This is a genomic window from Pseudomonas putida NBRC 14164, from assembly GCF_000412675.1.
GTDB classification, from domain to species: domain Bacteria; phylum Pseudomonadota; class Gammaproteobacteria; order Pseudomonadales; family Pseudomonadaceae; genus Aquipseudomonas; species Aquipseudomonas putida.
Map to the genome: position 1 here is coordinate 3,384,334 of NC_021505.1, position 22,055 is coordinate 3,406,388.

At 56.5% G+C, this 22,055-nt stretch carries 14 protein-coding genes and 1 pseudogene; 4 read left to right on the plus strand and 11 right to left on the minus strand.

The genetic code is table 11. The annotated features are described in order from the left end of the window. Window positions 1-44 precede the first annotated feature (44 nt). A complete protein-coding gene (locus tag PP4_RS15050) occupies window positions 45-1,346 on the plus strand; it encodes an MFS transporter (protein ID WP_016500050.1) in 1,302 nt (433 codons plus the stop codon). Here PP4_RS15050 and PP4_RS15055 read toward each other — a convergent pair whose 3' ends face one another. From PP4_RS15055 to PP4_RS15065, 3 genes are all read right to left on the minus strand, one after another. Continuing rightward, complete coding sequence (locus PP4_RS15055; protein ID WP_016500051.1) at window positions 1,347-2,702, minus strand: aminotransferase class I/II-fold pyridoxal phosphate-dependent enzyme; 1,356 nt, start codon at window positions 2,700-2,702, stop codon at window positions 1,347-1,349. It lies immediately after the preceding gene. Then, the gene (locus PP4_RS15060) at window positions 2,702-4,087 is read right to left on the minus strand and encodes a hypothetical protein (RefSeq protein ID WP_041167756.1); all 1,386 of its coding nucleotides are present in this window, start codon (window positions 4,085-4,087) and stop codon (window positions 2,702-2,704) included. Before PP4_RS15060 ends, PP4_RS15055 begins: the two co-directional genes overlap by 1 nt. Before the next feature lie 515 nt (window positions 4,088-4,602). After that, on the minus strand, window positions 4,603-5,625 hold the full coding sequence (locus PP4_RS15065; RefSeq protein ID WP_016500053.1) for a zinc-dependent alcohol dehydrogenase family protein: 1,023 nt from the start codon (window positions 5,623-5,625) through the stop codon (window positions 4,603-4,605). 206 nt (window positions 5,626-5,831) lie between these two features. Between PP4_RS15065 and PP4_RS15070 the strand changes: the two genes are divergently transcribed. Further along, complete coding sequence (locus PP4_RS15070; RefSeq protein WP_016500054.1) at window positions 5,832-6,746, plus strand: LysR family transcriptional regulator; 915 nt, start codon at window positions 5,832-5,834, stop codon at window positions 6,744-6,746. Window positions 6,747-7,054: 308 nt separating this feature from the next. Here the strand turns inward: PP4_RS15070 and PP4_RS15075 are convergent, their stop codons facing one another. Together PP4_RS15075 and PP4_RS15080 are read right to left on the minus strand one after the other, a co-directional pair. After that, window positions 7,055-7,744 (minus strand): hypothetical protein, encoded by a 690-nt coding sequence (locus PP4_RS15075; protein WP_016500055.1) that lies wholly within the window; start codon window positions 7,742-7,744, stop codon window positions 7,055-7,057. Further along, window positions 7,741-9,033: an AAA family ATPase gene (locus tag PP4_RS15080; RefSeq protein WP_016500056.1), complete on the minus strand. Its 1,293-nt coding sequence runs from the start codon at window positions 9,031-9,033 to the stop codon at window positions 7,741-7,743. Before PP4_RS15080 ends, PP4_RS15075 begins: the two co-directional genes overlap by 4 nt. A 652-nt stretch (window positions 9,034-9,685) precedes the next feature. Between PP4_RS15080 and PP4_RS28005 the strand changes: the two are divergent. Continuing rightward, a pseudogene (locus tag PP4_RS28005) lies at window positions 9,686-9,872 on the plus strand (IS5/IS1182 family transposase); the annotation flags it as partial. A 141-nt stretch (window positions 9,873-10,013) separates the two neighbouring features. Here PP4_RS28005 and PP4_RS15085 read toward each other — a convergent pair. The 5 genes from PP4_RS15085 to PP4_RS15105 form a co-directional block, all read right to left on the minus strand. Beyond that, window positions 10,014-11,456 (minus strand): hypothetical protein, encoded by a 1,443-nt coding sequence (locus PP4_RS15085; protein ID WP_041167757.1) that lies wholly within the window; start codon window positions 11,454-11,456, stop codon window positions 10,014-10,016. Next, complete coding sequence (locus PP4_RS15090; RefSeq protein WP_041168053.1) at window positions 11,456-15,949, minus strand: ATP-binding protein; 4,494 nt, start codon at window positions 15,947-15,949, stop codon at window positions 11,456-11,458. Before PP4_RS15090 ends, PP4_RS15085 begins: the two co-directional genes overlap by 1 nt. Before the next feature lie 120 nt (window positions 15,950-16,069). Further along, entirely contained in the window at window positions 16,070-18,088 is a 2,019-nt protein-coding gene (locus PP4_RS15095) for a DUF3732 domain-containing protein (RefSeq protein WP_041167758.1), read from the minus strand. Beyond that, window positions 18,085-18,549: a three component ABC system middle component gene (locus tag PP4_RS15100; RefSeq protein ID WP_016500060.1), complete on the minus strand. Its 465-nt coding sequence runs from the start codon at window positions 18,547-18,549 to the stop codon at window positions 18,085-18,087. Before PP4_RS15100 ends, PP4_RS15095 begins: the two co-directional genes overlap by 4 nt. Beyond that, window positions 18,549-19,694 carry a hypothetical protein gene (locus PP4_RS15105; protein WP_016500061.1) on the minus strand — a complete coding sequence of 382 codons (1,146 nt, stop codon included), beginning with the start codon at window positions 19,692-19,694 and terminating at the stop codon, window positions 18,549-18,551. Before PP4_RS15105 ends, PP4_RS15100 begins: the two co-directional genes overlap by 1 nt. A gap of 277 nt (window positions 19,695-19,971) precedes the next feature. Between PP4_RS15105 and PP4_RS15110 the strand changes: the two genes are divergently transcribed. Beyond that, complete coding sequence (locus PP4_RS15110) at window positions 19,972-20,430, plus strand: hypothetical protein (protein ID WP_016500062.1); 459 nt, start codon at window positions 19,972-19,974, stop codon at window positions 20,428-20,430. 361 nt (window positions 20,431-20,791) lie between these two features. Here the strand turns inward: PP4_RS15110 and PP4_RS15115 are convergent, their stop codons facing one another. After that, the gene (locus tag PP4_RS15115) at window positions 20,792-21,940 is read right to left on the minus strand and encodes a hypothetical protein (protein WP_041167759.1); all 1,149 of its coding nucleotides are present in this window, start codon (window positions 21,938-21,940) and stop codon (window positions 20,792-20,794) included. Between the last annotated feature and the right edge of the window lie 115 nt (window positions 21,941-22,055).

A 22,055-nucleotide genomic window follows, 5' to 3' on the forward strand; every position in this document is an offset into this window, starting at 1 on the left:
CAACCAGGGGCACACCACCAGCACTTTTCACGGGGAAAAAAACAATGACAACCCTCACCAGCGCAGCGGCTTCGGCCCCTGCCGCCACCACCGAGCAGCGCCTGAACGGCCTGCTACTGCGCAAATTGATGCCACTGCTCATCGTCGTCTACGTGATGAGCTTTCTTGACCGCACCAACATCGCCCTGGCGAAAGCCAGCATGGGCATCGACCTGGGCCTGTCGGCAGCGGCCTATGGCCTGGGTGCCGGCCTGTTCTTCCTGACCTATGCGCTGGCCGAAGTGCCCAGCAACCTGATCATGCACCGGGTGGGCGCGCGCTTCTGGATCACCCGCATCATGATCACCTGGGGCCTGCTCTCGGCGGGCATGGCCTTCGTCCAGGGAGAAACGTCGTTCTACATCATGCGCCTGCTGCTGGGGGTGGCCGAAGCGGGCCTGTTCCCCGGGGTGATGCTGTACCTCACCTACTGGTTCGACCGCGAACAGCGCGCCCGCGCCACGGGTTACTTCCTGCTGGGCGTGTGCCTGGCCAACATCCTCAGCGGCCCGCTGGGCGGTGCGCTGCTGGAAATGGACGGCGTACTGGGCTGGCATGGCTGGCAGTGGCTGTTCGTGCTCGAAGGCTTGCCTGCCGTGGCCTTGGCCTATGTGGTATGGAAGAAGCTGCCCGATGGCCCGGCTTCGGCGCCTTGGCTGTCGGCCGCCGACGCCCAGGACATCGAACGCCGCCTGGCCGCCGAACGGGCTGCCGCGCCACAGCAGAACAAACTGGGGCAGATGTTCCGCGACCGGCAGATCTGGCTGGCAATCGCGGTGTACTTCGTGCACCAGATCACCATCTACACGGTGATTTTCTTCCTGCCGGGTATCATCGGCACTTACGCTGCGCTATCCCCCTTCCAGATAGGCCTGCTGACTGCCGTGCCGTGGATTGCGGCTGCCATCGGTGCTGCCACCTTCCCACGCCTGGCCACCTCGCCACGCCGTTGCCGCACCCTGCTGTTCTGCGGCTTGCTGACCATGGCGACCGGGTTGCTGCTGGCGTCCCTGGCCAACACGTTCATTGGCCTGATCGGGTTTTCACTGACCGCCCTGATGCTGTTCGTGGTGCAGTCGATCCTGTTTGTCTTCCCGTCCAGCCGGCTGAGTGGCAACGCCCTGGCGGCGGGCCTTGCGTTTGTCACCACCTGCGGCCTGCTGGGTGGCTTCGTCGGGCCGTCGGTGATGGGCCTGATCGAGCAGGCCACCGGCAGCACCCGCAACGGCCTGTGGATCATTGCCGCATTGCTGGTGCTGGCAGCGGTGCTCAGCACCCGCTTGCGCCAGGGGCAAGAGCAGGCATAGTCAGCGTGAAACGCTAGCAGGTCGCCCGCAGCGCGGCTCCAGTGCCTGTGCCAGGCGCCTCACCGCCTGTTGCAGGTCATCTGGCTGGTCGCCCAGCCAGACCAGTGCCATGCACTGCTGGTAACGCCCCTGCAGGCTGAACTGCCTGCCCGGCAGTGCATGCAAGGCGGAACCTGCCAGCGCCGCAACGATGCAATCCCACCGCAACGGTTGGCGAAAACGCACCCACAGCATGCGCCCCCCCTGGGGCGTCTGCATCGCCACCTGCTGACCGAACTGCAACGCCAGCGCGCGTACCAGATATTGCGTGCGCCTTTCCAGCTCGGTACGCAGCTCTACCAGGTGTATCTCGATCTGCCTTTTACCCAACATCAGGGCAAGCGCTTGCAGGCGCAGCGGCGCAAGCCGAAAGGCCCGTTCGGCAAATGCCTTTGCCAATGCCGCGTCATGGCTTAGCACATAGGCGTAAGGTGCCTCGGCCCCCACTGCGGTCTCGAATGCCCCCAATACCAACAGCGAGCGAGGGTCGACCCAGTCGCGCAAGCGCGTGCGTGGCGGCCCGCTGTAACAGTGTTCACTGTCCAGGTCGTTTTCCAGCAACCATACAGGGTGCTGGCCCAGTAGCTGACCAAGCTGCTGCTGATAGTGCGGCGACACCAGCCGCCCTTGCGGCATGCCCAGGCAAGACGGCATGACCAGCATGCACACCGGCTCGGCGCCCAGCAACCGGGCCAAGGCCCGCAGGTTCGGGTTGCCGCGGCTATCTGCAGGTACTTCCAGCACCCGCATGCCGGCACGTGCCAAAGCGTGCAGCACCTGCCAGCAACAGGGCGACTGCACCAGCACCGTTCCGCCCTGCAAGGCAAGCCCCGCGAGCACTGTATCCAGCAACGCTTGCACATCAGGGGCCAGTTGAACGTCCTCGGCACGCCAGTACAGGCTGGAGGAACGGGTATAAGACTCAGCCACGGCATTGCGCAAACGGGTATCGCCGAACGTTTCCCACTGTGCAACACCGCTGGCGCGCTGACGGGCCAAGCGCCGCTCGTGGCCTAGCAGCATACGCTCCAGCAATGGCTGCACCGGCAAAGGTGACTGCGGGTGCATGGGCGCTGCCGCTGCCTTGGAAGCGACCTGAGCGTAATAGCCGGACCTTGGCAGACACTGGACGCGGCCTTCTTCCTCCAGCAGGTTGTAGGCACTCTGCACGGTCGCCAATGAAACCCGCAGCCGCCGGGACATTGCACGCAGCGACGGCAACTTGCAGGGGCCACCGCCTGAGGCCTGCTCGATCAACGCTTCCAGGTAGCGATACACCTTGCGATAGGCGAACTCGCCAGGAACCGCTTGCCCCATCAAGGCAACGCCGCTGGGCCACGGCGGCGCCCCGACGACGGTCTTGGCAGCAGCCTGAGGTGCACGTCGCGGCGGGCCAGGTGGCTCTGCAAGCGCCAGGCCGTCAGCGGCGTGCGCCCTTCATAGATCGCCCGCAACTGCCCCAGCGGCAGGCCACTGGTATTCACCAGCCAGTCCCTCACCGCATCGGGGCAGGGTTTGCCTTGCAAGGCCCGGTGCAGGTACGGCAACGCTACCAGCATGTCGGCATGCCGGCATTGCAGAAACCGCTCAAGCTTCTTCCCCTGCCGGGCGAACGGGCTGAACAGCAGGCACACCAGTTGGGTCTGGTTGATACCGTAGGCTTTACCCAGCGGTAGCGTTTGTACATCGCGAGGCTTGCTGTCGGCCGAATGGTCTGCCAGCCGCAACGCCGGGCGAGCAGCCGGCAGCTCAAGGCTGCGTGCACGCAGCTCGCGCAATTGTGCCGGCGCATACGGGTCGACGAATGCCGACAAAGGCCAGGCATCCTCGGTCGTTTCGAGTCCACCGCCCAGCATCGCGTCAAGTTGCTGCCCTTCAAGCAGCTGCGGCAGCAGGTCATCCATGGCAATCACCCGCAACGGATCCTCCTCCGTGACAGCGCACTGTGTCGGCTTCGCCAGGCTGCCCGGAGAGACTTCGATAACAGCCTGCAACCGGCTCAGCCCGTGGGCCAGCGTCGCCAGGCACTGATGCAACACATGAGGGCCGCGCTCCCCTGCCAGGCGCAGGCTGCGCCGGGCCCAGGCCAGGTATCGGCGCCGCTGGCGCACGGGAATGGCGGTGATCAAGACGTCGGCCGGTGTCGGTGCCTGCAATGCACAACACACGGCATCCGCCAGCTCCAGATGCAGGCGGCTACCCAGCAGGGCTTCGGGCCTGGCATCGACCATGTGACCAAACATCAGCATGCCGTTCCTCGCCAGCAGCCCACGTTCGGGCGCAGCCGAAGGCCGACGGCTGAAGGGCACCACGTCGCGCCCTTCGATCATCTGCAACTGAACCCGCGGGTCATCCTGCATGAACAGGGCACTGAAACTCCGCTCGTGGCCTTCGAGCGTATCGCTGGCGGCCACCGGCAGGCTGACCACCAGCACCCTCAACTGAAAGGTTACCGGCGCACGCAGGGCGATGCTCAGTTGCGCCGCACGCAGCATGGCCAGCAGCCGGACACTGCGGCAATCGCCGCCCTGCAGCACCAGCACGCGGAACGTACCGATGCACTCGAGCCCACCTGCCGCCACCAGCAATCGCTGTATCAGCAATTGCAATGATGCCCGCTGCGCCTGCGACATCTGGTTCAACAAGCGCTCGAGCACTTGCTGGTAGATATAGTGCATTGCCTGATCGTGAATAGCCGTCACGAAATCACCTCATCAACTTCATGCAGCCAACGCGTGCTGAATCTTGTGTTCAAGTTTCAATACGTCCTGTGCTTACCCCGAAGAAATTCCCTACAACCAAATTGAAGTAATGACGTAACGCATCACTGTCGCCAGACCATCGAAAAAACATCAATGCCGCGACGGCCCGTCGCTACCACACATAGCCGATCCTCAGGCATAGCCATGCTCATCCCACGCTCCTTGCGCAAACTATCATGGGGCTATTATCGGGGGATGCAGAGCGAATAGAAGATACAGATCGAGGTAAAAAAACCATTCAGCAAGATTGCAGAGACACACTGAGCCTCTAGCAGGAAGCGTTCAAGGCTGAATAGTTGGCGGAATATTTCCACGCAATCACAGGCCATTGCCTTATATGTAGTCCACGTCTGACTTCAATGTAGGAATGGTCTTTTTATTGGGACTGAAACAATTCTGCTCGCCCACAAAAAACCCGGGACTCTGCCCGGGTTTGTCGGCATTGCGAACCGCTGTCAGTGTTGCGCCATGTCCAGCACCACTCGCCCACCGCACGGGCATTGGTCCATGTAACGATGTGCCTCCACCACCTGCTCGAACGGGTACACCTTGATGATCTGCGGTGTCAGCAGCTGGTCAGCGGTGAACTGGTTGATGTCGCGCAAGGCACGCTGCAACGCCACCTGGTCCTGGCTGATGCCGAGTTCCGGTTTGCCGGTGAAGTTACCGATGCAATGAACGTAGAACTGGATATTCTTCTGGAAGGCTGCACAGGCCGGGAAAGGCGTCTGGTTACCGCCCTGCAGGCCATACAGCACCAGGCTGCCACGCGGCGCCAGCACATCGCCCAGCAGCGACATCTGCGGCCCGCCCATGCCGTCGAGGACCATGTCCACGCCGCGGCCATCGGTATACTTGCCTACCTGCAGTAACAGGTCCTGCTCCTCGGTGACAATCACCTTGTCGGCACCCAGGCCCAGCAGGTACTCACGCTGCTCAGCCTCTTTGGTAGCCGCGAACACTTTCAGCCCCAAGGCCTTGCCCAATTGCACGAAGGCGGGGCCGGCACAATGGCTGGCATCGGTCACCAGCGCGGTCTGCCCGGCCTTGGCACGTGCCAAATCAACATAGGCAAAATAGGCGATCAGCAAGGGCGTGTAGTGCACGCTGGCCTCGATCGGGGTGAGCACATCCGGGTAGCGGGTAATGGCGGTGCGCGGGAGCACGATGACATCACCGTACACCGGGTGGTCATTGGCACTGGTGGCCGGGAAGCTGGCGACCCGGTCGCCCACCGCAATGTCCTCGACCCCTTCACCGACCGCAGTCACCACCCCGGCCATTTCGTGGCCGATGCCCGCCGGCAGGCGTGCCTGGGACGGCGCCAGGTTCTGGCGCCAAAGCACGTCATACCAACTGACGCCAATCGCCTCGACGCGGATCTGTACCTCGTCGGCAGCGGGTGACGGTTCGGCCTGCTCCTCGCAACGGAGCACATCGGCAGCGCCGAACTTGTGGAAACGGATCATGCGGGACATCGCATACCTCGCCTTTGTGAACCTCTAATTACCACTGACTTTATCCGGGCTTTGGCGGTTAGACCATCAGTGGTCATTAATAGTCGACATGCTTGTCATCGATTGGGCACCTGACTTTCCCTGCAATTGGTCCCCCTAAACCCGTGCAGGGTAACAGCCTTTGGCCGTAAGATTCACCCCTGCCCCACTTTAGGCGAAGCGCACCGATGAATCGAAACGACCTGCGTCGTGTAGACCTCAACCTGCTGATCGTGTTTGAAACACTGATGCATGAGCGCAGTGTGACCCGCGCCGCGGAAAAACTGTTCCTCGGCCAGCCGGCCATCAGCGCGGCCCTGTCGCGCCTGCGCAACCTGTTCGACGACCCGCTGTTCGTGCGCACCGGCCGCAGCATGGAGCCGTCCGCACGGGCCCACGAGATCTTCGCCCTGCTGTCGCCAGCACTGGATTCGATTTCCACTGCGGTCAGCCGCGCCGCCGAGTTCGACCCTGCCACCAGCAATGCGGTGTTCCGCATCGGCCTGTCGGACGACGCCGAGTTCGCCCTGCTGCCCCAGTTGCTCAAGCGTATCCGCGCCGAAGCACCGGGCATTGTGCTGGTGGTGCGGCGGGTCAACTACCTGCTGATGCCAACCCTGCTGGCCTCGGGGGAAATTTCGGTGGGGGTCAGCTACACCAGCGACCTGCCGGCCAACGCCAAGCGCAAGGTGCTGCGCCGCAGCATGCCGAAGCTACTGCGCGCCGACAGCGTGCCCGGCGGTATCACCCTGGACGACTTCTGCGCGCGGCCGCATGCGCTGGTGTCGTTTGCCGGCGACCTGTCCGGCTTCATCGACGAAGCCCTGGAAGAACTCGGCCGCAAGCGCCACGTGGTGCTGGCGGTGCCGCAGTTCAACGGGCTGGGCAGCTTGCTGGCGGGGACGGATATCGTGGCCACTGTGCCGGACTACACCGCCGATGTGCTGACTGCTGCGGGCGGGCTGCGGGCCGAAGACTTGCCGATACCCGTGCGCAGTTTCGAACTGCACATGGCCTGGCGCGGGGCGCAGGACAACGACCCGGCGGAGCGGTGGTTGCGGTCGCGGATACAGATGTTTTTTGGGGATCCTGACAGTCTCTAGGGGCTTCGTGCATGCTTGTTAGCTGGTCATTTCTGCTTTTTTCTAGCCTCGACTAGCCATTTACTTCCAGCTAATTGCTACATTTGGGGCATATTTGAGGGCATGCTTTCGAGGGTTTGAAAAGGATACCCCCAGCTTGAGGCTCAACAATCATCTTCTCGAAAAATCACCTGCAACAGTTCCCTATCGCCGTTGAATGCTATTGGATCGTCGAGTGATCACGGCCCACAGCCATCAATAGATTTGTCCGTAAGCTTGCTCTTCACAAAGCCCTGCCGCTAACCTTCACCTGACAACAAAACGACGCATCAATCGACGTGGTTACGCCCCAACTCCACTTGTCTCTCCATAGGGGCATCTGCACCCTGCCATTCGATCTCCCTTGCCAAAAATGGAGCGCGTCGCCGCAAATAGTCCAATTTGATATCGCCATCGAAAAATGCTGTTGCATACTCTTCACGGACCTTCAGGCAATCATGATCGTTCAGGTTCAGGCGTTTGATGGTAGCCAGCACCCGCGCCTCAATCACAGGATCAAGACCCTCGCCGGGTATAACCTGGTAGCTGACCAGTTCGAGACGAAACCACCCATCCTCGACCTCGAAAGGGTCTAGGACATCCTGGTAGTTGTTCTTGCGGGCATTCATTAGCGTGCAGGCCAAGCGATAGTTCTGCCATTCGTACACGTCCTGCCACGCGCGGGATTTAGCTAGCATATGGTCCACTGAACCGCCACCTGTGACTCGCTCGATATAGATACAAACATAGGCGCAGAGACGGCCGTAGGCCTCCATCAAGTCCGGTAGAGCATGAGTCCACACAGGTGGAAACTTGTCAGCCGGAATATCTTCGCGTGTTAGCGCCACTACCGTCCTGGGCCGCCCTCTACGCGCGGGCAAGCCCTCCTCACCTACCAGTTCGGCAATGGCTCGATGACCAGGTTTTCTGACTATCTCATCAAAGCTCTCAGGCTCATCCGCCGGCTCGACTCGAATCATGCGTTGCCCAACCTCTGCTCGCGGAAGTTGCTCCAGCGGACCCAGAAAGAATCGACATCACTCAAGCTATTTCGAAGCGCCGAGTCAATATCACTAAGGGTGCTTCTCTGCTCAGCTGTCAAAGGCACCTTCTGTAGACTGACTTCCCGCAAGAATGTCCGGGCACGCCCGAGCGCCTCTTCGGCAGCCACAGAGCTTGGCTCCTTCAGGTTGAAAACATCGGAAGATAGCCAGGCATTCACATCCCCTTTACGCGAATACGGATAGAGTGATGCTTGCACTTCGGTCCCGACAAGATCGAAATCCCAAATGCAGTCGCGCGAACCATCGAAATCAGGTTCGACCGAAGCTAGCACCAATGGCGAGTGAGTCGCCGCCAATAGCTGTACAGGTACCTCACGACTGCCGGTCAGCGCATTCATGACATTTAGCAACGCAGGGACGATACGGCGTTGCCATTCCGGATGCAGGTGGCACTCAATTTCATCAATGAGAAAGATGATCTCTCTAGCCGGTTGTACACGGTAACGCTCGTAAGCCAGTTGATGCTCTCGCCAGGTCCATACCAGCAGGTAGGCTAATGCCGCGATACGACGCATTCCAGCCGAGGCCTGTGTCAACGGTACATCCTGTCCATAAGGCATGCGCAGTGAGGGAATGTCACGCACACTATCGCCCACGCGCATCGGCTCCCCTGGCTTCATTTTTTCTACACCAGACGGTGACAGTGCTTCCAGAACTTTGACCAAATCATCGAAAGCGGGTTTGCTACCTTCCTGCCACAGAACCCAATCACTGATCAGCCCGTTACAGAGCTGGGTTTTACCGTCGCTGGAAAGCAAGCCATTCCAAACCGCATCAGGTGAAAAGTCGAAACTACGTGGACGGTTCGGTGCGGCGGGCTCTCCCCTATCGCCCTTCCAGTAGTTACGCGCCGGGTCCCAGACTGAGAAGCTGCCATCAACGCCGGCATAGATCACCACTCCTGGTATCGCCGGACGGCTCTGCTTGACCGACCATTGCTGGGATTCATGGTCAAAACTACTTTTGTACGCGAACTCTCCGGTGCTTCCTTCATAGCAGTACGCGATACTCGACTGACTGGCGCCCTTACGCGGAGTGGCTAGGCCATCTCTGGGCCAAGTACGCGTTAGTGACCACCAGGCAATGTCCAAAACGAAGCTTTTTCCCAGGCCATTGTCGCCTGTCAGAAAATTCAGGCGCGGTTTGAAGTCGATGGCGAGCCTCTCTGCAGGACCAACACCTTCAAACGTCAGGTTTTTAAGCATGGGCGGTGTCTCCAATCATTCGGGCGCCAGCCCATAGGCGCAATAAGATGCACCCAAAACCGTTGGGTGCTGTCCGGCAAGCAAGGCACATATCTATCATCGAGCAATCATTTTGAGGAAAAGTAGTCGCGCCTCCAATGCGATGACCGCCCATGCTGGGCATGTCCTTGCGCTGGATTTATCTGAAGCCGCTAGCCAAGCGCGTACACTGCGTACGCTACACGGACGCTTAGTTTCTTGGGCAATGAGCTCAGCCGCTCGGGCTTGGGTGACGCCTGACTGCTCAATAAGCCACAGGAGCTTTTCTTTAGGGTACATGGAAAGCCTCGTAGGCACATGTGCCTAATGTAACGCATCGAGACAAATTCGTCGAAAGCCCTCAACCTCGCCTCCCCGAAGGCTATGCAAAAGCTTGTGAGCTGCCGGTCCGACAGTGATTGGGGGAAAGCCTGCCCCATCTCCACGACTGACGAGTGAGTCACGCACCTCCAACTCACCGAGGATGACTGTCTTCGCAGTGATTTTTCGCTTTCCAGAGTGCTCCGGAAAGTAAGACCGCCGCTTAAGCTCACCATCTTCAAAAACCAGTCTTCCCAACAGACTGGCGCAGAGGATTATCGGCGCTGACCAACGCCCAGAGATTACCGAGTCCGGCCTACCGCGGCTATTCGACAGCCCAAGTACCGGGAGCGGGATGCCATCGAGCATCTATTTGGCTGGCTCAGAGAGCACTGCCGGCCAGCCACGCGTACTGCAAGCTCACAACAAGTTATATGGCCATGGTCACATTGGCCTGCCGCCGGCGGTGTTTACGACAACTCTCTTCGTACAGCGCCTAGACCAAAGCTGCAGCAGTATCGATGCCGCCCGTTCGCTTAGATTGATTGAGTCAGCCTCGCGCTGGTGGGTCGCCCAGCTTAACGGCGTCGCGTTCCGGTATCACCGCCGCCGTACCCTGTCAGCGTGGAAGCGACAGCTGATTAAACAAAGAAAACTCCGCCCTTCAAGATCTCATCGAACGCTTCGTGCGTGTTGCTCCGCTGAAGTATCCGAGCTTGCCAGAGATAGAATGAACGAACCTTCTGGCCCTCGGAAGCCGCAAACTCGCGATAGGTAGTTCCGCGCGACACCAAGGCTGCACCACAGGCCCCACTCAGCTGCGTCGGCCGCACCGGCCCCCAGCCCGAGTTCCAATGGTAATAATCCCCCGCCACTTGTTCACCCTCTAGGACCTCAAGCATAACGCCTTCTTGGCGCACCTCGATTTGAGCAGTATGCACGAGAGTAGGCACAAATAATCTAGATGGATAGAGGTTCAGTTGCAGGTATCCCATGCGATCAAAGTCAACCCGTCCCGCCAAAGGCAAAGACGCCGACGGGTCGTCCAGGAGCTCATCAATTGGCATTCTACGCAGCCATATCTTTCCGTCGAGTGGCTTCGTAGGAACGCTCGACAGCGTAGGCATGTCGTGCCAGTAGGGGTCGAGATGTACTGCCAAGTCCTGATCCGCCACCTCACTGTCACCGACCTGCAACCAACGCACCAGCGATACCTCAACACAACGCCCCATCGTCATCTCTACGGGAGAGCTGAGCGCAACTAATTCATCACCGGGCCGCTCGGCTGCAACGCGGTCGACGACACCTCGCAGGATTTCCTCAATCACCTTTGAGCCCCCGCTGAAGTCCCCCCGAATCAGCCCCCATGCCGGACGTGACGGACTCAGCGCTGCCAGCGCTGGATGAACGGGCAGTGCTTTAAGCGCGTAATGGCGAACGACGCCGGCCGGCAGCCCCCACAACTGTTCTGCTACCACCAAGGTACGCAGATAGGCAGAAATCCCACGAAGGGCGGCACGACTCGAGTACGGCCCCACGAATCCTTCGCCCAGCGACCGCGCAAAGTGCCAGAAGTCCCCCTGTATGGGCGACTCAGGATAAGCCGTCTGGTTCTGAGTCCATTCGAACGCCATCTGGCGGATTAGCGGGAGCGAGGTCCGATTCTCTAGCCGGCTCAGATTCGTTCGTAAGTTCCTGGCCAGTTGCAGCCCCTGCATGCCATCGAAGTCAGCAGGGATCTCGAAGTCTGGCGGCGCCACTTTAAGGTCGACATCGAGCGCCTGCGCCTCAAAACCGAGGGCCTGTAAGAACAGGTTGGACAGCAGGGACGGTTTGGGTGTGCGCTTCAACAAGTCCAGATTGGCAACGTATCCCTCCACCGCCGCAGCAATCCAGAAAATGCAAAGCGCCTCGACGACTTCCGCCTCAAGCTTGCACGAGTTCAGCAATCTCAGGAGCGCAGCCTCGGTTTCTGCCGCTGTGGCAGGGGCGCCCAGTCGTTTTGCCAACTCCTGCATTGTCCACCATCGGCCTGCAGGTATTGGCCATCCGAGACGAGCAATGAGAATTCGAAGATCGTCCATCACTCCTCCTGAAGGTCTGCTGTCGCCAGTTCGACTCCCCAGCACGGTATAGTCAGGGGTAGCGTTCGAGTATCTTCGAGCACGCAATCGACCATCACCTGCGCAAATGCGACCGCTTCATCAATGCGCTTTTGCTTCGCATAGAAATAGACCATGGCTTCGCCCGGAGCCAATCTCGGCCGCTCTGGCTCACCGAACATGGAATAGGTCGTTTCACTTACGAATTCGTCGCACCGCTTCGGGTAATGCTTCGCCACAAGGTCCAACCGTGCCAGCGTCTTCTCTTCGCCTTCCATGAAGTTCATCCACCCGCCACTGTTGATCTGTGCCTCCACGAGATACTTCCAAGCCGCCCTCAGACCACTCATTTTGCGTCTGGTGTGGAAGGCGTGACCGGACATATGAAGTAAACCACGGCCCAGCCCCCGGGCCGACAACAACGGAACATCGAGCGCCTCTATAAGCCGCTTCCCTTGACCGTTACCCTCCCAATACCGATACCAGTCCTGTAGCACCGCTTCGTCGTCGTAGCCACGACCCGAGAGACGATCCAGCAAAGCCTCCAGTTGTTCGGGTTCGAAGGCTGAGACGTCACCATCAAAAGGTTTTCGATCGGTGTTAGAACGAGGATGTTCCTCGCGATCCAGCACACCGATATCCCATCCTCCGTGAGCGATGAGTTCCTGCAGTCGCTCAGCGGCACCCGGAATACCCTCCTTGGAAAGGCGCTGCAGCACGTTGCCAACATTCGGATGCAGCCCTGTGCGCATAAGCGCGTCAAGCTGCCAGCCAGACTTCACTCCCTGCTCAATGTAAGCACTCAGACTATTCTCAGCCGCAGTCCACTGCCCCGCGCTCAGATGCTCCTCATACTTGGTCACTAATGCGGCAGGAGCCAGCTTGGCCAGCAACACGTCTGCCTCGGCCAACACATGTCGGGTACCACTGCCGTCCGTGTAGTCGAGCACCGAGTGGACTTGAGAAGCCACCTGCGCCAGCAGTTGGCGTGCAGCCTCTGGCGCGTGGTCGACCAGGAAGCCTATCGCATCAAGAGTCTTGCTCAACGTCGGGTCTTTGCGATGCGAAAAGCCAGTTGCCAGCTCCCAGGTCTGTCGACATAGTTTACGCGCGGGGTCCTCCAAACCATGCGCAACGGCGATTCCACACAGTTGCAGCGGCGTCTGCAAATGCACGCTGGTCTCCTGACGAACTTCCGCATCAAAAAGCTCGTGTTGGGATCTCACAAAGGTTGCGGCGGCCTCATGAGACATCTTCGTCAAACGTCCAAAGGCATACTGCTCACGGAAGGACACGGCATCGAACCATTTGAAGGTACGTGAGGCAAACAACGTAGCTTCGGTCAGATCAGCTTCGACGTCATGTCCTAACAGGATGCTGCCGAGTCGGACATCACAGGCCACGCGATGCAGCGCTGCCCGAAAATCATCAGCCGACGATTGCCAGTCGTAGCTTTGTCGAAAATGTCGGTACTCGAGCGGCTCCAGTAACTCATAGAGGTCGTGGAAATCCACAAACTCTCCTCGCCACCAGCGATTCGCAACCTGTGTCGCGACGCCCGAGAGGGCATTCAGGAAGTCTGTAATGTTTTCTCGGTCCGCATAGATTGGTGCGCGTACAATGCTGAATTCAGTTTGCGCCTCTGCGGCCATGCAAAAACTCAAATGCACGGTACTGAAAAACCAGTGGTGTACCAACCTCGCCAGCCCCACCCTCCGTTTACGGTAGTCCAGCTCCAGCCAATCAATCGGGATATCCGCGCTCAAGGGCGTCACAGACCGTGTGCAGCCAGCCCTGATAGCAGCAACAAAGGGTGTCGTCGAGAGCTCTTTGAAGTCGGGACGCTCGACAATGCTGACATTGACTTGAGCCGCAGCTCGGAGGCAGGCATCGCTGACCACATGCTTGCGCCAGCCGTCACCCATCGACGCTGCGAGTGACATCAATTCGTCCAGTTGCCCCTCTGCGGCCATCAACCGTACGCACGGCAACCACCATTCCGGATGAGCCCGTGTTGCAAGCTGCTTGAGCCACTCCGGGGTGTTCCCTACTGCACCCAACTGCGCAAACGCACCAGCCAGGAATCTGAAAGCATCCAAACCGCTCCCTGTCGCATACTGGCTCGAGAACCGACTCGCACCTCGGAAGCGTCGCAGTGTTTCTTCACCACACATCTCAGCCACGATATGGTCGCCGCGCAATTGCAGCGCCAGTCCCAACGCCGCTACAAGTTCTATTTCCGTCTCGTGCCTGGAAGCAACGATTTCTTGGATCACTCCATCGTCCGGCGCCAGCATCCACGTATAGGAAGCCAGTCGAGCCATGTCCTCGTCCGGCATCTGGTATTTGCTGCCCTCAATCATGCGGTCCTTCAAGTGCTGAAGGCGATAGGCCTGCGCGAACTCAGCCCGATCAAGCGCTGCAGTTACAGCGTCGGTGATCAATGTGTCGAATAGCGACTGCGGATAGCCCTCTTCCAGGCGCTGTAGCACCCAGTCACGGGTCAAACCGGCGATGAGATTGCCTGGATCACCGAGCTGCGCCTGGATCGTCCAGAGCCAGTTCACCCTCAACGCGTCGGGCGCCAAAGTCTCTAGCCAATTCGCAACCTGCGGCCTCAGTTCGGCGATACGATTGGAGTAGCCATCGGTCGAGCGCACGTATACGGCCAGACTCTCGTGAAAAACCTTCAGCCCAGCGGCCGACGAATGAAGCATATGTGCCACCTTCTCGATTTCCGGCGCAGCCAGCCCCATCGCGGTAGCGATCTCAGCGAATGCGGTTCGCGGCCAGAAGAACGGAAAGGTGCATACCAGTCGCAGGGCATCCTTTGAACTAGGAGAAAGACGCTCCCACAGTGATCCGTAGTAGAACTTCGCCTCTTGGCTCAGATCGCCAGTGAGTTGCTCGACGTCCCATCGCGTGACCTTGCCGCCAGCAAGCACCAGTGCAGAAGTTGCGTAGATGACATGCAGCGGATGCCCATTGGTCCTGGCGCGGAGCGCGGCAGCAGCACTTTGCAACTCCTGCTCGATAGCAGCCTCATATACTGCGGAAGCTCTAGACGTTTCAACCTTACTCTCCTCCCCACGAGGTTCCGGTTCCTCAAGCTCTACGGGCTCAAAACGCGTGCTCAACCGACCGGCCTGCACTGCCTGTTGCAGGTACGAAAGGACGGCGTCGCCGGACATGGGCGGGAGCATCTTCCAATTTGCCCTAGGTGCCGCTACCAAAAGGTCGGCAGGCAATTGAGTGTCGTCCACTGGCTGCGTACCCACCAGCAGCACCAAGTTCTCAGGGCAAGGCACCAACTGAGAAAACAAGTCCTCAAGCGGTTGTTTGTCTCCAGCATGGATGCGCCATACGTGGTCAAGACCGTCCAAGATCAGCACGAACGATTTGTCGAGCGACTTGTAGTGGGATGCAGCGGCTTCCAATAAAGCTCGTAGGCTGCCTGAGGTAGAAGGAACGTTCGGATGAAATCGTTTGATCTGCGACCGGATAGACTCCTCGACAACGTGGCTGTGTACGCGATCCCGACCACGCTCCGTCGTGGACAAAAAGTAGTGGTGGCGTACAGTTGGAATATCTTTTTCGGCAAACGTGTCGCACAGAGCGCTGAGGTAGGTGCTCTTGCCACGGCCTGGCGGCCCAGTCAAGACAATCGCCTTACCGGCCGAGCGCATGACTTCCTCGACGAATTCGCGATGGAAGACTGCATCGGGTACCTCATACCCCTTAGGGACTGCAAAATCCTCGGGCAGCGGTGCAGGCGGCGTCGCTTGAAGGATCGCGCGAAGCTCTGGCAACGTAATCCAGCCTGACGGCGGCGGAGAGTCCTTCTGAGTAGCCCAGTTCAAAGCAAGAGTTTTGAGTACGGCGATACCCTCCGGCGTGCCATGCGCGCGTAACCTTGCGTCAATCTCGTGTTCAAGGGTTTCGTAACCCTTATCGCTGTGCGTGATCTGCAACTGGTCGAGAAACTTCTTGCAGTCGTTCTCGTCGCCAAGCTCGGCGATAAGCGCCGCGCGCCTCGGACCAACAACTTTGGAAAAATCAATCTTGCCGTTCGATAGACAGACTTCAATCTCGGCGTCTGGTCGGCGATTGGTCAGCAGAGAGATCTCTCCGATCCGCGCGGGGTCCAGCGACCGGTATGCGTCATACCATTTTTTCAACATCGACCGGGATCGCTCTGTCTTGCCTGACTTCTCAAGCAACCAATCCCAGGACAGCGGATGTGCATCAGGGTTTGCCGTGAACTTTACCTGCTTGAGATCCTGCATACCGTCTGAACGCTCCACCACGATGTCATCCAGCCCCATCGGTGCGTCCGCCTCGACGTCACATTCGAACTTAACCATTGCGTAGCGACTCGGCGCATCTAGCCAATCGCACAACACCCGCAACCCTTGCCGGTTCTGATAGATATAGCCGGCTGCGGTGATCGCCGTGTTCTTGATGTTCTCAGTCATCATTTGCGGTCCTTTGTGCCGCGATTTCAGGTGAGCCCATGTCCGTGCGGCACAAAACCGGCGCCAATCAGATCATCAACTGACGTTTCAGGTAAGCGGTCGGCATAGGCGCCCGGTTGGCTACACCAGCGCATCGAGGCGCCGCTCAGCGATGAAGCCTCTCTTACGCCAAGTTGCACGTACGAATGACTGGAAATTAGCCTTCCCCTTGAGTTTTAAATCGTCAGCATGATCTGTGACGATGATTTGCGGCATCATCCCGGTAGCCGCTTCAGTCTGTTCGCAAAACTCGACCAGCTTGTTAAACATGTTCGTTACCGCGCTTAAGTCGTCGTCCAAACGATCAGTGCTTGCAGTCATCTCAGCTAGCGCCTTAGCGTCAAACGCCTGGCCATGGTCAATTTTGGTCGGGAAATAGACCTGGGTGGGCTGATCTAGGAACAGGATAGGAGGAATTTTGCAGCCCTCTTCATGCTTCAGCGCGAACACCGAGTGGAGTGCAAGGAACAGTGTCAGGTGGGAATAAAGCCAGTTCGCCCCACTCCCCATCGAACGGAGGTAAACGTTACCCATGTCGGCACTCTCGTGCCACAGATCGAAAGTGTGCAGATCGAACTTTAGGTTGATCGGCTGGTAAGCTTCTTCAAAATCGAACCCGGCACCAATGCGGGCCATCTCACTGTTGATCAGGTCGCTCAGGTCGCCCATTTTTCCGCTGACGTTGTAGGCATCCAGGAGCGGCTTGATCACGGCCAATCTGTCTTTGATGAATTGGAGAGTACCCTCATACTCGGTTTTAGGCTTGCTATCGTAGTCCTCGATAACCCCCTCGATGCGGTGTTTCACGCGCAGCGCAATCTCATCAACCGTCTTGCTTTTCTTGAGATCTTCGACCTGCTTGGTCAACTGGTTGATGCTGGTCTGGATACCCGAAAGGACATCCTTTTCCTTGGCCAGCGATTTGATGAGTTTGTTTTCCTCATCTCTGAAACTCTCCCGCGCGTAGGACGTGGTTTTGAGCTCACGGTTCATCCAGCCAATCGCGGCGGTCAGCTTGTTCGCCTCCACCTCCACTTGATCATGGGGCGCATCGCAGAATGGGCAATACGCGTCGCTAACCTCGGCGTACTCCGGCACCGGAATCTCGGCGATGTTCTTGCCGAAATCTTCTGTGAGGCTGATCGAGGACTGCACCGCGTGGAGTTTGTCCTGAAGTTCACGAACGATGATCGTCTGTTTCGACCGCTCGTCTTCGAGCGCTTTTTTGCGCAGCGAGTAGGCGTCTGCCTGACTGTCGATTCGAACGTTCGCGTCGTGGATCTTGCGGAAAGACGGCTTGAGACTACCCGCAATCTGGGCGCCCGTAAGCGGGGTCAGATCCGTGCCACTGATCGCCCTGTACTCGGCCAGCAGGCCGTCGATGCGCTTAATAAAACGCTCTTTCTCGTCCTTTGTCTTAGGCAGCTGCGCCTCGATCTTCTTCTGCTCAGCCCGGAGATGATTTTGCTCTTGGGACAGATAGAAGTAATCCTGATCGACAAAGCTCATGAATATCTTCAGGTGCTCGATCGCCTGGTCACGCTTCTCTTTTTCATCGAACCGGTAGAAGAGTGCATGCTTGTTCGCCACCAAATTTTGATGTTGTAGCATGTACGAGGCAAAGCTTCGTACTGAAGGCGTTGCGCTCTTCGACTTCCCATACTCACGCGGCGAGTCGTCTTCATCAATATCCGTCATGGTGACAGCGAAGTAGCGACCTAACTCTTTATTAAAGTCTCGCACTGATAAAAACATATTCGGCGTGAAGAATGCGTTAATATTCTTCATCCGCTGGAAAATTTCATCAAGCGAGCCACTGACCTCACTGATGAAAATCTTATTTGTATCGCGTGTTCGCGCCAGACACAGAAGCTCAGCCTCTAGCTGCAGAATGGTGAAATACATCTTCGCCCGGCTGGTAATGACACCTTTCGGAATCGTGTCGTCGCTATTACCAAAGCAAAAATCGAATATTTCAATAATCGCACTTTTGCCCATCGAAGACTTGCCTGTGATGATGTTCAGGCCAGCCTTGAACGTGACCTGATGCACTTCATTATCACGATCCACCACACCGACAGATTTGACGTAACATTTCATAGCTGCACAATCCCTAGCGACTTGAATACCCGAGGAGCTTCTCGATCCTGCAAGAGCCTTGCCAGATTGCGCGCAGACGCCACTTTCTGCCCCAAACCCTTCAGGGGTGGATACGTTTTTTTTGTGACCCTGACGATCATGTCATCATCGATCGTCAGATACTCCGCGCTCACCAGACTCATCAATGTAACGTTGGTGACCTCTCGCAACGACTGGATCCGTTTATGAACACCCGCGATCCGCGTTTTATCGCCTACCATTGTGCGCCAGGTATTCCGCTCGCTGATACGCTGCAGGTATGTAGACGTCGCCTCATGCAGCACAAAAGGCAGCACAAGATAGCTGAAGAGAATGTTCTTCTGCGTTTCCTGTAGCTCGCTGTAGAACCCGTGGAGAATGGGTGCCACGATCAACGGACTGCGCTGCAGGGTATGAATGTGGTCAATGGTTGTAAAGTTCATCACCAAAGCCTCCAATGTAACTTCTCATTACCCTGTTCATCCTCATCGTCTGCCAACATGTGCCAGACCCCATTCCGAAACTCCACCGAGGTGCCATCGAATGCTGACATCCCATCGACGGGTTCACCGCAACGGGCATCAAAGAAGTTCTGCGATTCGAAACACCACTCCCCTTCAGGCTTTCGGGAGCAGCGCCTCATCTCGACCGACCTTAAACTTTTATGCCGTTTCAGCTGATCATGTTTGTAATTATCTACGTCAATCTTCTCGACGGTGAATCGCTTAAATTCGTTGGAGATGGTGTGCACGGCCACCATGTGCTCTAGTATTGCAGAGGATACTTTGTCGGCATACTCTATTTCATAAAGCTTCTTCACAAACAGCCGATCAGCATAGCCGGACTTATCCTCGCTTTCGAAGAGCGCCGGATCGACCACAGGAAACTTTCGCGAGTTTCTTCCGTACCGCGAGAACAACTTAGCAAACTTAATATCGAAATCTTCGTAGGTGATCTTCCATCCGTCCTTGGCAAGGCAAGGCTCGATCAAGTAGCCCAACAGCGCCTGGAAATACTCATCACGCTGTGTGGGATCAATCCCTTTACCAAAGCGGCTTCGAGCATCAAGTGCACGCGATTTGAGGCCAGGCTCATCAGAGAGTATCTTGACCTTTTCGATCACGTCCTGCAGAACAGATCTTCTTTCATCCGCCATGACGAACTGCTGAGCCTGAACGGCCTTGGAAGGCTTCTTCCGGGATTCAGTTATACGCGCCTCACTGTCAGCCAGTACTTTGTCAAGCAATGCCAGGCGATCATCACCGCTGAGGTCGTTCCAATGGCGCAGCTCTGCCGTTGCGCCGTAGGACTGGGTCGTGAGCAAGATGAGCTCGGCATACTTCTCTTGCTTGAACTTCGGTGACAACCAATTCTTCAGGGTATTCCAGAAATTGATGTGTCCATCAGTAAGATCATCAATGAAGTTTTTGACTTCGACCTGGACACTACCACTGACAGTGACATCACCATACACCTCAAGCCAGAGGGTCTGCCCCTCGACCAATTGGTGGCAGTACTCAAGTGTCACGATCAACTGGTAATCGATGGCCTCCAGCAATCTGGTTGCATCGTTGGCAAGCTTAGCCACAACATACTCCGCTCTTTGGTTCACCGTTGCGGCGTGCAGATTCGCGAGGAGATCGAGCGCCGTCCTGGCCAATCCGCCTACCAAAGCGGCAAAATCTATTCAGGCACGAAAACCCTGTACCTTGTGTAGCCAGGCCACACAACTGTATCTATATACAGCTATAGAAGGCGATAGCTTCGCGATTGTAGCGTGATGGCATTTTGTTGGCAAAAAGCCATGCTCCGATCTAATCCTGATATTCTAATTTTCTGGCTGTCAGCAACGAGGACGAAGGTGCATGGTTTTTTCGACGGATAACGGTGGGTTCGAATTTGATTGCAAAGCCGCGAAGATGTCACTCGGCTCCAGCACATGGTCAACCCGACTGAGCCAGCTTCGCAAGATGACCGGGCGAGTGAGTATTCTCACCGCCGACCTTCCGGATCCCGACTACGCCATTGGAGTCCTTAGCAAACGCCCGACAGATGTCCACATCGTCGCTCACTTGAACGCAGCATCAGCTGCGAAGAAGATCAAACAGGCGCTCCCGGATATACGCATCGCGCTGCATCCTGGCCTGGGTGCCAAAGCCATCTTCGTTGCACCCAAGACTCTATGGATCATGAGCGGTGACTTCGGCAGAGGCAGCAAGCTTGACGCAGGCGTGGGCTTTCATAGCCCCGAGCTGTATGAAAAGACATGGTCGCAGCTCTTCGCACGAGCATGGCGGGAAGCGCATGAAGTCACTAATGTATGAAATTTACACAGCAGTACAAAAGTACCCCTGCACATGTAATCGCCCCTCCGATTGCGGATGTCCGCCGACTTCAATCGCTTGTAGTTCTTTTAGCCATGCCTGCATCCCCAGTCACCTATGCTGTCGTTTGCCTTGTCATGTCACAGAGCAGACGGGCGCGTTTGCGCCTTCCTTTGAGCTGGCGGCTTTTGGTGTCTTCCTACCACCTCTGCAGAACGTCAATGTCCTGTTGCAGGGAATAACGACTCTTTGATCAAAGTGCGCCAAAGTGCCTGCTGATCCGTTGAATCAACTGTCTTTACCATGAGGTCGGTGCGCTGCCAATGCTAGAAATCTCCCCCAGGATTTTCATGAATTAATTTCAGAAAAGGGTGAAGAATTTCATTCTGCACAGCATGATTATCTCCGTAAAATTTCCTTTCTTTAATTTTACAGAATCGCGCACTTCATCAATGACCTCTTCGATTATGCACTCCTCGCCTTGGTATGTGTATTCACCTGGCACAACTACCATTAAGATACGTTTGTCTTGATAGTTTTTATCGTGTTTATCTTCGATGGCTTTTGTAATCCTGGCGGCAAGAGTATCGGTCTCCTGCTTCAGGTACGCCATTGTCTTTAGTGGAAATGTGCCGTCGTGCGTCTGGCTAGCTAGCGAGTGCAAAAGATAATCGTTTTTCGGGCACCCTAGGGTGATCTCTATTATTATTTCTTGATTGCTTTCATCATCAGTGATTTTAGCATCGAAATTCTCTTTTTCTGTGCCAAGTTCAAAAATGGCATGATCTGGTATCGATCTCCTCATCAAAAAATAATTAATAGGCAAAAATTCTTCTCTCAGGTATTTATTTGCCCGATATTTGTTTGAGAAAAACCCATCTGGCGCATGGATGTAGCTTAAATCGCTGCTTGAATTTATAGATAGGGGACCCTGTATCAACCTCTTGAATTCAACTACAGATATCGGTTTCTTGAATACACCAAGATCGATATCGTCTTTTTCATATGATTTTTCTTTTGGTGGCCGGTACGAAGCTTCTAGTGAAAACTCAGCATTTAAAACCAAGCCGGAATAGTGCATTGCCAGATCGGGGTGTAGTGAAAAGTTTTTGCTATGATTATTTAACATACCCCTTCCTTTCATATTTGGGAATGAGTCTATAATTTTCCTGACCCCACTTAATAGGAGATTGGTTAATTCGGCTCTTTTCTTACAGTCCGATTCAAGAAAGCTGAAGCCCCATAAAAATGCACCCTCAACAAAAATTATCTCGTACTCATATACATAGACCTTTACGCCATGTATTTTTCCAAATTCCTGGAGGAACTCATTTATCAGGCCATTGAATTGTCTATATTTTTTCCATCCTAGCTCGCAATAGGGTGGGCCTTGATCGAAAAATATGAAAGAGTGTGATTGCTGTTCTTCTTTCTTCAGGAATTCGGCGTGATCGAACATCTTTGCTGCCCTCGCGTTAATTGGCTTTGCTGCGCAAGCCAGTCTTTCCATGTCATTTGTCAGATGTCCTTCAGCATCGCTGCTGAAACTATCTAGCCGTCTTACGTGCATGAAGGAGACAACTTGCTGTTGATGTAATTTGCTTCCATATCGCTCGATAGACCGC